Here is a 12,317-nt window from a genome sequence, read left to right on the forward strand (position 1 = left end):
TCCTCCGAAACCACGAGAAGATAGCCCTCCCCGGACCAACCCCCCGGCCCACCCCGCGGGGGGGGGGGGGGGGGGAACACCCCGGGTGAAAACCCCCCCCCCCACGCCCCGCGATAATTTCCCACCGGTGCCCCGCCCACCGCGCGTAGGGCAGCATGTCCCCATGTCCGTACTGACGCGCGAGGAAGCGCAGATCCGAGCCCGCCTCATCGAGGTCCACCGCTACACGGTCGACCTCGACCTCACCCGCGGCGACGCACACTTCGGCTCCACCACGACCATCCGCTTCAGCGCCCGCGAGGCCGGGGCGGACACCTTCGTGGAGCTGAACCCCGCCACCCTGCACCGGGCGGTGCTCGACGGACACGCCCTCGCGCTCGACCCCGCCGAGATCATCGCCGACGGCCGGCTCCCGCTCACCGGCCTCGCCGAGGGCGAGCACGAGCTGCGCGTCGAGACGGACATGGCGTACTCGCACACCGGCGAGGGCATGCACCGCTTCACCGACCCCGCCGACGGTGAGACATACCTCTACACCATGTGCTGCATGTCCGACGCGCCCCGCGTCTTCGCGGCCTTCGACCAGCCCGACCTCAAGGCCGCCTTCGACGTCCGCGTCACCGCCCCGCCGCAGTGGACCGTCCTCGGCAACGGCATCGCCACCCGCGACGGCGCCCCCGCCGATGGCCGCTGGACGCTCGCCCCCACCCAGCCCATCAGCACCTACCTGATGGCGCTGGCCGCGGGCCCGTACCACTCCGTGCACACCGAGCACGCGGGCATCCCCTTCGGACTGCACGTCCGCCGCTCGCTCGCGCCGCACCTCGAAGCCGACGCCGACGAACTCTTCGACATCACCCGGCGCTGCTTCGACCGCTACCACGAGATCTTCGACGAGCCCTACCCCTTCGACTCCTACGACCAGGCGTTCGTCCCCGAGTTCAACTCCGGCGCCATGGAGAACCCCGGCCTCGTCACCTTCCGCGACGAGTTCATCTACCGCTCCGCCGTCACCGACGCCGAGCGCCAGACCCGCGCCATGGTCATCGCCCACGAGATGGCCCACATGTGGTTCGGCGACCTCGTCACCATGCGGTGGTGGGACGACATCTGGCTCAACGAGTCCTTCGCCGAGTACATGGGCTTCCAGATCCTCACCGAGGCCACCCGCTACACCGACACCTGGGCCGACTTCGGCATCCGCCGCAAGACCTGGGGATACGACGCCGACCAGCGCCCCTCCACCCACCCCGTCGCCCCCGCGCCCGAACTCGTCCCCGACACCGCCGCCGCCCGCCTCAACTTCGACGGCATCTCCTACGCCAAGGGCGCCTCCGCGCTGCGCCAGCTCGTCACCTGGCTCGGCGAGAAGGACTTCCTCAGCGGCATCAACGAGCACTTCACCCGGCACCGCTTCGGCAACGCCACCCTCGCCGACTTCCTCGACTCCCTCGCCCGCGCCACCGACCGCGACGTCCACGCCTGGGCCGACGCCTGGCTGCGCACCACCGGAGTGGACACCCTCACTCCCGCCATCACCAGCGACGGCGACCGCTGGAGCGCCGAGATCCGCCACGACGGCGGCGGCCACGACGGGCCGAACCCCGCCCCGCGGCGCCCGCACCGCCTCGCCGTCGGCCTCTACGACCACGCACCGGCCGCCCCGCACCACCTCGTGCTGCGCGACCGCGTCGAAGCCGAACTGAGCGGCGCCGACCCCGCCCTCACCCTCCCCTTCACCGGCCCCCGCCCCGCCCTGCTCCTCCTCAACGACGGCGACCTGACCTACGCCAAGGTGCGGCTGGACCCCGCCTCCTGGAGCGCCGCCGTACGCGCCCTCTCCGGCCTCCCCGACGCCGTCAGCCGCGCCACCGTCTGGAACGCCGCCCGTGACATGGTGCGCGACGGCGAACTCCCCGGCTCCGACTACCTCGACGCCGCCCGCACCCACCTCCCGCACGAGACCGACATAGCGATCGTCCAAGGCGTCCTCGCCTTCGCCCGCACCCAGATCGCCGACCGGTACCTCCCGGCCGACCAGCGCCCCGCCGCCCTCAACACCATCGCCGCCACCTGCCGCGACCTGCTGCGCCGCACCGAAGACGGCTCCGGCCCCGGGCTGCGGCTCTCCGCCGTACGCACCTACATCGCCAGCGCCACCGCTCCCGCCGAGCTGACCGACTGGCTGGAGGGCGACACCGTCCCCGGCGGCCCCGCCCTCGACCCCGAACTGCGCTGGCAGATCCTCGGCCGACTCGCCGTCCTCGGCGCCGTGGGCCCCGCCGACATCAACGCCGAACTCGCCCGCGACTCCAGTGCCACCGGGCAGGAGGGCGCCGCCCGCTGCCGCGCCGCCCTGCCCGACCCGGACACCAAACAGGCTGCCTGGGACGCGGTGTTCGGCGAGACCGCCCTGTCCACGTACCTCGTCACCGCGACCGCCACCGGCTTCTGGCAGCCCGAACACCACGACCTGCTCACCGACTACGTCCCGCGCTTCTTCACCGACGCCGCCACCACCGCGGCCCGACGAGGCCCCGCCATCGCCGGAGCCCTCGTCCGCTACGGCTTCCCGACCACGGTGGACGCGACCACCCTGCGACTCGGCGAGGAATGCCTCACCACCCCCAACCTCCTCCCCGCCCTACGCCGCCCCCTGGAAGACCAACTCGACGACCTGCGCCGCGCCCTGCGAGTGAGGCCCGACCCCGCGCACTAGCGTCCGCCCCTCCGGGCCGCGCCCGCTCTGCCGGCTGCCCGACGGGCTGAGGCAGGCGTACGGCCCCCGGGGCCGTGCCCGCTCTGCCCGGTGCCCGGCCTCAGCGGCCCCGCACAGCCGCCCGGCGGGCTGAGGCGGGCGTACGACCACCAGGGGGCGCACTCCCGTGGGCCGTACGACCTGCTGGGCGCCCCAGCGGCCTCGCGCGGTTGCCCGGCGGGCCGAGGCAGGCGTACGGCGCCGGGCCGTGGCCGTTCCGCGCCCGCTCTGCCGGGTGCCCGGCACCAAGTGACTCCGCCCACTGTCCGGCGGGCTGGGGCAGGGCTACGGCTGCTGGGGCGGCGCCCGTTCCGTGCCGCTCTGCTGGGTGCCCGGCGCCAGCGGCCTCGCACGGTTGCCCGGCGGGCTGGGGCATGCGTACGGCCACCGGGCCGTGGCCGTTCCGTGCCGCTCTGCCGGTGCCCGGCACCAGCGGCCCCGCACAGTTGCCCCGCGGGCTGGGGCGGCGTACGGCCGCCGGGGCGCGCGTCCGCCCGGCCCATCAACCCACAGCGCGCACCCGTACCACGTACGGGTGCACTTCGGGCCATCCCCCTTCTCTCCGCTCGCGGGCGAAGTAGCTTGGGGCAGCTCTGACATTCGCCCGACCCCACCACACTTCCTAGGGGCACACCCATGCCCGCTTCCGGCACTGCCCGCCTCCTCGCCGGGGGGAGCGAGGGGCCCGGCGCGCTTCGCCCGATGCTCGATACCGTCCTCGAAGCCCTGACCCACGGCGCCGCCGACCGCGGTGGGCCGCTGCCCGCCGGAGGGCCCGGCGCCGTGGCGCGGCAGATACGGGACGCCGTCGTACCGTCCATCCCCGACCACGGGGACGGCGCGCACGGCGCGCTGCGCGCCCTCGTCACCGCGCTCACCGCGGGGGCCGCCGACCCGGCCGACCCGCACTGCGCCGCTCATCTCCACTGTCCGCCGCTGGCTGTCGCGGCCGCCGCCGATCTCGCCGCCTCCGCGCTCAACCCGTCCCTGGACTCCTGGGACCAGGCCCCCGCCGCCGCCGAGCTGGAGGCGCTGACCTGCCGCGCCCTCGCCGAACTGGCGTACCCGCGCGGTCCCGCGCCGGACGCCCTCGTCACCACCGGGGGCACGGAATCCAACCAGCTCGCCCTGTTGCTGGCGCGTGAAGCAGCCCAAGCCGCGCAAGCAGCCCGAGCAGCGCACACCGCACCCCTCCGCATCGTCTGCGGTGCCAACGCCCACCACAGCGTCCACCGCGCCGCCTGGCTGCTGGGCCTGGATCCGCCCCACACCCTCCCCACCCCCACCGGCGTCCTCGACCCGGCCCGGGTCCACGACGCCCTCACCGCACACCCCACGCGCCCCACCCTGCTCGTCGCCACCGCGGGCACCACCGACACCGGCGCCATCGACCCGCTCCCGCAACTCGCCGACCTCTGCGACGGCCACGGCGCGACGCTCCACATCGACGCCGCCTACGGCGGACCGCTGCTGTTCAGCGACACCCTGAACAAGCGGCTGGACGGGCTCGACCGCGCCCACACCGTCGGCCTCGACCTGCACAAACTCGGCTGGCAACCGGCCGCCGCCGGCCTCCTCGCCGTGCCCGACACCACCGCCCTGGCCCCCCTCGGCCACCGCGCCGACTACCTCAACGCCCACGACGACACCGACGCGGGCCTGCCCGACCTGCTCGGCCGCTCCCTGCGCACCACCCGCCGCCCCGACATCCTCAAGATCGCCGTCACCCTGCGCGCCCTCGGCCGCCACGGCCTCGGCGACCTCGTCGACCAGGTCTGCGCCCACGCCGCCGCCCTCGCCGACCTCGTCCGGGCCCGCCCCGCCCTGGAGCTGTACGCCCGCCCCACCCTCTCGACCGTCCTCTTCCGCCCCACGGGAGCCGGCCCCGCCGCCGTCGCCGCGCTGCGCCGCCGCCTCCTGCACCACGGCACCGCCGTCCTCGGCCGCGCGGCCACCCCCGAGGGGCTGTGGCTCAAAGCCACGCTCCTCAACCCGCACATCCAGCCCGGCGATCTGCGCCGGCTGCTCGACCTCGTGGAAGGCAACACCCCATGAGCACCGCACAACCCCCCACGCAACCGCCCGCCCCCGAAGCCGACCCCACCACCCCGCACGAGCCCCTGGACCTCGCGGGCATCGGCATCGGCCCGTTCAACCTCTCCCTCGCCGCCCTCGCCCACGGCGTCCCCGGACTGCGCACCGCCTTCTACGAACAGCGGCCCGCCTTCCACTGGCACCCCGGCCTGCTCATCGACGGCGCCACCGTCCAAGTCCCCTTTCTCGCCGACCTCGTCACCCTCGCCGACCCCGCCAGCCCCTGGAGCTTCCTCAGCTACCTCAAGGCCCGCGAACGGCTCTTCCCCTTCTACGTCGCCGAGCGCTTCCACATCGAGCGCACCGAATACGACGCCTACTGCCGCTGGGTCAGCGAACAACTCCCCGGACTCCACTTCGGCCACCGGATCGACGCCGTCCGCTGGGACCACGACCACGAGCTGTTCGAAATCGACTTCAGCAGGCTCGGCCCCGACGGCGAGGCCGCCTCCCCCGGACGCACCCACGCCCGCCACCTCGTCCTCGGCGTCGGCACCGAACCCCACGTCCCGGAAACCCTGCGCCCCCTCGCCGACGCCCCCAACGTCCCCGTCCTCCACTCCGCTGACTACCTGGAACACCGCGAACGGCTGCTGCACACCGGCCACATCACCGTCGTCGGCTCCGGCCAGTCCGGCGCCGAGGTCTTCCTCGACCTGCTGCGCAACCGGCCGCTCGGCGCCGAGGGGCTGCACTGGCTCGCCCGTACGCCGTCCTTCGCGCCCATGGAGTACAGCAAGCTCGGCCTGGAGCAGTTCAGCCCCGACTACACCCGCTACTTCCACGCCCTCCCCGAGGCCGTCCGCGACCAGCTCCTCCCCGGACAGTGGCAGCTCTACAAGGGCATCGCGCAGGAGACCATCACCGCCATCCACCACGAGCTGTACCGCCGCGCCCAGCAGGGCGGCGGCTGGCCGGGCGCCGTCCTCACCCCCGGCGTCACCGTCCGCACCGCGGGCCGCATCGCCGCCGCCCGGCTCGAACTCCACCTGGAGCACGCCCATCAGGGCACCCGCACCCGCCACACCACCGAGGCCGTCGTCCTCGCCACCGGCTACCGCGAACGCCGCGTCGACACCCTGCTCGCCGCCCTCGACCCGTACATCCGGCGTGACTCCTCCGAACGGCCCCGCGTCGACGACCGGCACCGGCTCGTCCTCGACCCCCTCATCACGGGATCCGTGCACGTCCAGAACGCCGAGCGGCACACCCACGGTGTGGGCACCCCCGACCTCGGGCTGGCCGCCTGGCGCTCCGCCGTCATCCTCAACTCGCTCAGCGCCGAACCGGTCTACCCCCTGCCGTCCCGCACCGCCTTCACCACCTTCGGGCTCCAGCCGACCGGGCCGGGCGCCCGGGCCAGCGGGCGGATGCACCTGCCCGATCAGCGCACCGCCCGCACCCATGCCCGGACCTGACCAGGCCCCGGCACCCGGCCCGATCGACAAGACCCGCCCTAGAACACCGGCGTGCCGTCGCGCGTCAGCTTCCAGTCCTCCGACGCGAACCCGGCCCCGTCGATCGTCCCCTTCGCCTTCACCCACCCGATGATCGTGTTGCGGATCTCCTCCGAGTTGGCCCACACCTGCTGGGCGGCGGCCACATGCGGGAAGTTGCCCCCGCCGCTCGCCCGGTAGTTGTTCACCGCCAGCACGAACCGCGCCGACCCCTCCACCGGCTTGCCGTCGAAGCGCAGCGCGGCGATCCGCGAACCCACCGGCTTGGCGATGTCGATCTCGTACGTCAGACCGCTCACCGCGTCGTAGTTGTAGTCGGGGGTGTCACCGGCGTTCGTCAGCTTCGACGGGTCCACGTCCCCGCCCGCCGGAGTCTGGACGTAATACCGCGCCGAGAACTCCAGATAGGCCTTGATCTGGGCGCCCGTCAGCACCCGCGCCTCCAGCGTGTTCTCGAACGGATACAGCCCCGCCACCTGCCGGATCGTGACCTCACCGGCCGGGATGCGCGCCGTGCGCGAGAAGCACGACGCCTGCGACAGCACCGGGAGCGCCGCGTGCTCCGTGCCCGCCAGCGCGACCTTCACCGTCTCCGTCTGCACATGGTTGATGAAGTCGATGATCGGCGCGTCCTTGTACGGCGCCTCCGTGGCCGCCATCGCCGCCGTGGACGTGCCGATGACCTGGTTGACGTACCCGACGACCTTCCGGTGCTCATCGCCGAGCAGCTTCACGATCCGCGGATCCTCCGCCACCGAGGCCGAGTTCAGCACCTTCGCCGACACCGACTCCACCTGCCAGCGGCCCCGCGCCCACTCCAGCCCGATGTCGAAGAGCGTCAGCCGCTGACCCCACTTGAGCGGCTCCGACAGCACGACCTCCCGGCCCGTCTCCTTGTTCACCACCCGGCGCTCGGCCATCTCCACATGCGCGTGGCCGACCAGGACCGCGTCGATGCCCGCCACCCGCTCGGCCACCAGCGCCGCCGCGTTCTCCACGTACGGCAGCTGATCGCCGTAACTCGATGTCCCGCTGCTGCCCGAATGCGCCGAGACGAGCACCACGTCCGCCCCCATCGAACGCAGCCGCGGCACCCACTTCGCCGCCTGCTCCTCCAGCCCCGGGAACGTCATCTTCCCCTGCACATGGGCCTTGTCCCAGATCGCGATCCCCGGGTTCGTCAGCCCCAGCACCGCCACCTTCACCCCGCGGCCGCAGGGCGTACGCAGCCGGGTCATCCAGTACGGCGGAAAGGCGGGCCGCAGCGACGTCGCGTCCAGCGCGTTCGCGCCCAGGAGCGGAAAGTCGCACTGCTCCTCGAACTTCCGCAGCACCGGAATGCCGTAGTTGAACTCATGGTTGCCGAGCGCCGCCGCGTCATAGCCGATGAGGTTCATCGCCTGCGCCATCGGATGCACCGGGCCGTTCGCCCCGGTGATCGGGTCGACCTTGGCGTAGTAGTACGACAGCTGGGTGCCCTGGATGGTGTCGCCCGCGTCGATCAGCAGCGTGTTGCGCCGCCCCTTCTCCTGACGGACCTGCTCGACCAGGGTCGAGATCTTCGCGAGGCCGACATCGTTGTGCGCCGCGTCGTCGAACTCGGCGTCCGTGAAGTAGTCCCAGTTGAAGACGTTGCCGTGCAGATCCGTGGTGCCCATGACGGTGAACTCGTACCGCTCACGGCCGCGCCCGCGCCCGTGGCCGTGCGCCTCGGCCGGAGCGGCGGCCGCGGCCGAGGCGAGCGCGGCCCCCGCGCTGGTGGCCGCGGTGCGACCCAGAAACGTCCGACGGTTGAGCGGCATGGCTGAACTCCCCTGAGATACCTGCGAAATGGGCACAACGCGCGTAGATTCTGGCGCAGCCCCACCCGCCCGCAACACCCCCGATAGGTTGCGATCAGAGCACGCCGAGCGCCCGGCTGCCCCGCCGGAGAGGGCAAGATCAAGCCACGTCCACGCGCCCCGTCCGCGAGCCCCGAACAGGAGCCCTCCCATGGATCGGCACCTCCCCTACGGCACCCCCGACACCCCGCGCGTCGCCGTGCTCGGCGAGGCGACGCTGGAGGTCGAGCCCGAGATCGCCCGCCTCTCGGTCACCGTCAGCGCGCGCGGCGCCGACCGGCGGGCCGCGCTGGACGACCTCACCCGCCGCAACCAGCGGGCGCTGGACCTGGTGAAGTCCTACGGCGAGGCGGTCGAGAAGCCGGAGACCGGCGCCTTCGCGATCACCCCGGAGCTGGCCAGAGGCCGCGAGGAGCGGGTACGGGCCTACCACGGACGGGTGCACCTCGCCGTGACCGTCACCGACTTCACCGCCCTCGGCGAACTCACCACCCGCCTGGCCGACCTCGAACTCACCCGCGTCGACGGCCCCTGGTGGGGGCTGCGCCCCGGCTCACCCGTCCACGGCCTGGTCCGGCAGCAGGCCGTCCGGGAGGCCGTGCGGCGCGCCCGCGAGTACGCGGACGCGCTCGGCGCCCGGCTCGTCGCCCTGGTCGAGCTGGCCGACGTGGCGGCGGAGGGGGAGACGGGCCAGCCGATGCCCGTGGCCGTGGCGGCCCCGCGCGGCCGCTCCGCCCGCTCCGCCCCCGGGGAGGCGGCCGCGCTCGACCTGGAACCCGAACGCCAGACCGTATACGCGCACGTCACGGCGCGCTTTACGATCACCCGCCCGGAGCTGTGAAACGACCCGGTGCAGTGGTCCCGAATCGCTCATCGGAGCACCCCTATGCACGTTTCATTAGTTGTCGATTACCTGCCATGCAAAGGCCATGGGGGAGTGGCCGCTTTCCGGTTCTTTACCCGTGAGTAAGTCATAGGCTCGGCAGCATGCGCCGAGCAAAAATCGTCTGTACTTTGGGACCCGCGACCGACTCGTACGAGCAGATCAAGGCGCTCGTCGAAGCCGGAATGGACGTGGCCCGCTTCAACCTCAGCCACGGCACCTACGCCGAGCACGAGGAGCGTTATCGGCGAGTCCGCAAGGCCTCGCTGGAAACCGGTCGCAGCGTCGGCATCCTCGCCGACCTTCAAGGTCCGAAGATCCGGCTCGGCCGCTTCCGCGAGGGGCCCGTACTCCTTGAACGCGGAGACGAGTTCACCATCACCGTCGAGCCGATCGAAGGCGACCGTTTCCGCTGTGGCACGACGTATGAGGGGTTGGCCTCCGACGTCAGCAAGGGCGAGCGCATCCTCGTCGACGACGGCCGCGTCACCCTGGAGGTCGTCGACGTCGACGGGCCCCGCGTCCACACGATCGTCATCGAAGGCGGGATGATCTCCGACCACAAGGGCCTCAACCTGCCCGGCGTGGCCGTCTCCGTCCCCGCCCTCTCCAGGAAGGACATCGAGGACCTGCGCTGGGCGCTGCGCACCGGGGCCGACGTCATCGCCCTGTCCTTCGTCCGCAACGGGGACGACGTCGTGGACGTGCACCGGGTGATGCAGGAGGAGGACTGCCGCCTCCCCGTCATCGCCAAGATCGAGAAGCCACAGGCGGTCGAGAACCTGGAGAAGATCGTCGACGCCTTCGACGGCATCATGGTCGCCCGTGGCGACCTCGGCGTCGAAATGCCGCTGGAGCAGGTGCCGATCGTCCAGAAGCGGGCGGTCAAGCTGGCGAAGCGGAACGCGAAGCCGGTGATCGTCGCGACCCAGATGCTCGACTCGATGATCGACAACTCCCGCCCCACCCGCGCGGAGGCCTCCGACGTCGCCAACGCCGTCATCGACGGCACGGACGCGGTGATGCTCTCCGGTGAGACCAGCGTCGGCAAATACCCGATCGCCACGGTCAGGACCATGGGCCGCATCGTCACCGCCGCCGAGGAAGACATCCTCGCCAAGGGGCTCCCCCCGCTCACCGAGCGCAACAAGCCCCGCACCCAGGGCGGCGCGGTCGCCCGCGCGGCGGCCGACATGGGCGACTTCCTCGGCGCCAAGTTCCTGGTCGCCTTCACCCAGTCCGGCGACACCGTCCGCCGCCTCTCCCGCTACCGCTCCCCGATCCCCCTCCTGGCCTTCACCCCGGACCCGAACACCCGCTCCCAGCTCAACCTGACCTGGGGTGTCGAGACCTTCCTCGGCCCGACCGTCGACTCCACGGACGAGATGGTCCGCCAGGTCGACGAGGAACTGCTGCGGCTGGGCCGCTGCCAGCGGGGCGACCTCGTCGTCATCACGGCAGGCTCCCCGCCCGGAGTCTCCGGCTCCACCAACCTGGTCCGCGTCCACCACATCGGTGCGGACGACCTCCGCTAGCCGCTGCGCTGCCTTCCTGGGCCGAAGTGCTGCGTTCAGTACTTCGGCCCGACGTGCGTATCCATGAGCGCGACGGAGGCCCGGCGGGCGACGCTGATGTTGAACGGATCGCTCCCGCGCGCGAGCGTCGTCCACTCGACGCCGACCTTGGTGAGGGTGTCGGAGCAGAGCTTGCGGATGTCGTCGGACTTGTTGGCGAAGAAGTAGCGAGGGTATTCGTAGCGCTTGCGTTCCCCGGCAACGATGCGCGTGGTCCAGTTGGTGATCCGACAGCCGTCGGAGTGGAACAACCCGCGGATGAACTCCCAGGGGTGTTCGTCCACGATCTGCTGCTGCCACGGCTCCAGGGCGATGAGGCGGTCGTGCTTCTTGCCGGGGCCGTGCTGCGGGAACATGCACGTCCAGTGCTTCGTGTACGACTTCACCTCGGCGCACCCGTTCTTCTGCCGTCGCTTCACGCTGGGCTGCGCCATCACCGTGCGCATGGCGGCCTCCGTCTCGTCGATCAAACCGGGCCAGGCGTCGGCGCAGAAGATCGACAGATGGTGCTGCTTGGGCTTGGAGATGATGTGGCCGTCGCCAAGGTATAAGCCGAGGAGATACGCGTACGCCGCGCGGTCGAATTCGCGGCCGGTGCATTTGGGGCAGTCGGTGGGCTTCGTGAAAACCTCGCCCCGCTGTTTCCGGTCTTGGTGCCGCCACCAGCCAACGGTGCCCCGTGGGACCCCGAGAAGCTCGGCCACCTCACGATCGGCGACTCCGCGTCGCATCAGCATGACGGCGTCATGGCGAACGGATGGACTGTATTCGGTCATGAACCGAGCGTCGCAATTGCGGGGACGCGTCGTACGGAGATTCGTATTTCTCCACGCGAACGTGAAAGTCCGCTTAGGTGAGAGGTGCCCGGTGTGGGATTCGAACCCACATGCCCCAAAGGGCACGGCGGTTTGAGCGCCGCGTGTCTGACCAGTTCCACCAACCGGGCGGGTCGCGCCGGACAAGCGTACCCTGTGCGGCACCATGCTCGCCGCTAGGTAGGCTCGAGGTGCAGCACCTGCCATGAACGAGGAGCCCCGTGAGCGACACCGAGCCCGTCGACGCGCAGTCGCACGTCCCGCCACACACGACCCGCGTCGTCATCGCCGAGGACGAGGCGCTGATCCGCCTCGACCTGAAGGAGATGCTCGAAGAAGAGGGGTACTCCGTCGTCGGTGAGGCGGGAGACGGTGAGACGGCCGTCGCGCTCGCGCGGGAGCACCGGCCCGATCTCGTCATCCTCGACGTGAAGATGCCGGTCCTCGACGGGATTTCCGCCGCCGAGCGCATCGCGGCCGACCGCATCGCGCCCGTCCTCATGCTCACCGCGTTCTCGCAGCGCGAACTGGTCGACCGGGCCCGGGACGCCGGGGCGATGGCGTATCTCGTGAAGCCGTTCAGCAAGAGCGACGTGGTACCCGCCATCGAGATGGCCGTCTCCCGCTTCACCGAGCTGAAGACGCTGGAGCAGGAGGTCGCTGACCTCTCCCTGCGGCTGGAGACCCGCAAGCTGGTGGACCGGGCCAAGAGCGTTCTGCAGACGGAGTACGGGCTGACCGAGCCCGCCGCGTTCCGCTGGATCCAGAAGACGTCCATGGACCGGCGGCTGTCGATGCAGCAGGTGGCCGAGGCGGTCATCGAGGACGCGGCGGAGAAGAAGGCCAAGGAGTAAGGCCAAGGAGCAGGGACAAGGGGGTGAGGGGAGGCGGCCCG

General features: G+C 71.6%; 8 protein-coding genes and 1 tRNA gene. 6 read left to right on the plus strand and 3 right to left on the minus strand.

The features are described 5' to 3' along the window. The first annotated feature begins 163 nt into the window (after positions 1-163). The 3 genes from pepN to ACZ6CL_RS21075 all read left to right on the plus strand — a co-directional run bounded on the left by pepN (position 164) and on the right by ACZ6CL_RS21075 (position 6,270). Entirely contained in the window at positions 164-2,719 is a 2,556-nt protein-coding gene (gene pepN, locus ACZ6CL_RS21065; protein ID WP_468937661.1) for an aminopeptidase N, read from the plus strand. Between the two features lie 675 nt (positions 2,720-3,394). Beyond that, positions 3,395-4,813 (plus strand): pyridoxal phosphate-dependent decarboxylase family protein, encoded by a 1,419-nt coding sequence (locus ACZ6CL_RS21070; RefSeq protein WP_468937662.1) that lies wholly within the window; start codon positions 3,395-3,397, stop codon positions 4,811-4,813. Then, entirely contained in the window at positions 4,810-6,270 is a 1,461-nt protein-coding gene (locus ACZ6CL_RS21075) for a lysine N(6)-hydroxylase/L-ornithine N(5)-oxygenase family protein (protein ID WP_468937663.1), read from the plus strand. Before ACZ6CL_RS21070 ends, ACZ6CL_RS21075 begins: the two co-directional genes overlap by 4 nt. A gap of 38 nt (positions 6,271-6,308) precedes the next feature. On the opposite strand, the gene ACZ6CL_RS21080 is transcribed toward ACZ6CL_RS21075, so the two are convergent. After that, complete coding sequence (locus tag ACZ6CL_RS21080) at positions 6,309-8,111, minus strand: bifunctional metallophosphatase/5'-nucleotidase (RefSeq protein ID WP_468937664.1); 1,803 nt, start codon at positions 8,109-8,111, stop codon at positions 6,309-6,311. A gap of 190 nt (positions 8,112-8,301) precedes the next feature. Between ACZ6CL_RS21080 and ACZ6CL_RS21085 the strand changes: the two genes are divergently transcribed. Together ACZ6CL_RS21085 and pyk are read left to right on the plus strand one after the other, a co-directional pair. After that, complete coding sequence (locus ACZ6CL_RS21085; RefSeq protein ID WP_468937665.1) at positions 8,302-8,991, plus strand: SIMPL domain-containing protein; 690 nt, start codon at positions 8,302-8,304, stop codon at positions 8,989-8,991. A gap of 146 nt (positions 8,992-9,137) precedes the next feature. Further along, the gene (gene pyk / locus ACZ6CL_RS21090; RefSeq protein ID WP_468937666.1) at positions 9,138-10,568 is read left to right on the plus strand and encodes a pyruvate kinase; all 1,431 of its coding nucleotides are present in this window, start codon (positions 9,138-9,140) and stop codon (positions 10,566-10,568) included. A 35-nt stretch (positions 10,569-10,603) separates the two neighbouring features. Here the strand turns inward: pyk and ACZ6CL_RS21095 are convergent, their stop codons facing one another. Beyond that, positions 10,604-11,383 carry a helix-turn-helix domain-containing protein gene (locus ACZ6CL_RS21095; RefSeq protein WP_468937667.1) on the minus strand — a complete coding sequence of 260 codons (780 nt, stop codon included), beginning with the start codon at positions 11,381-11,383 and terminating at the stop codon, positions 10,604-10,606. Positions 11,384-11,468: 85 nt separating this feature from the next. Continuing rightward, positions 11,469-11,553 (minus strand) — tRNA-Leu (locus ACZ6CL_RS21100). A 90-nt stretch (positions 11,554-11,643) separates the two neighbouring features. Here ACZ6CL_RS21100 and ACZ6CL_RS21105 point away from each other — a divergent pair. After that, entirely contained in the window at positions 11,644-12,276 is a 633-nt protein-coding gene (locus ACZ6CL_RS21105; RefSeq protein WP_468937668.1) for an ANTAR domain-containing response regulator, read from the plus strand. Positions 12,277-12,317 lie beyond the last annotated feature (41 nt).

It is taken from the genome of Streptomyces sp. NPDC041200 (assembly GCF_055591805.1).

What these genes read in the sequence shown, in the direction of transcription:
- pepN (WP_468937661.1), top strand. Translation starts at nt 164, where the DNA reads ATGTCCGTACTGACGCGCGAGGAAGCGCAGATCCGAGCCCGCCTCATC.
- ACZ6CL_RS21070 (WP_468937662.1), top strand. Translation starts at nt 3,395, where the DNA reads ATGCCCGCTTCCGGCACTGCCCGCCTCCTCGCCGGGGGGAGCGAGGGG.
- ACZ6CL_RS21075 (WP_468937663.1), top strand. Translation starts at nt 4,810, where the DNA reads ATGAGCACCGCACAACCCCCCACGCAACCGCCCGCCCCCGAAGCCGAC.
- ACZ6CL_RS21080 (WP_468937664.1), bottom strand. Translation starts at nt 8,111, where the DNA reads ATGCCGCTCAACCGTCGGACGTTTCTGGGTCGCACCGCGGCCACCAGC.
- ACZ6CL_RS21085 (WP_468937665.1), top strand. Translation starts at nt 8,302, where the DNA reads ATGGATCGGCACCTCCCCTACGGCACCCCCGACACCCCGCGCGTCGCC.
- pyk (WP_468937666.1), top strand. Translation starts at nt 9,138, where the DNA reads ATGCGCCGAGCAAAAATCGTCTGTACTTTGGGACCCGCGACCGACTCG.
- ACZ6CL_RS21095 (WP_468937667.1), bottom strand. Translation starts at nt 11,383, where the DNA reads ATGACCGAATACAGTCCATCCGTTCGCCATGACGCCGTCATGCTGATG.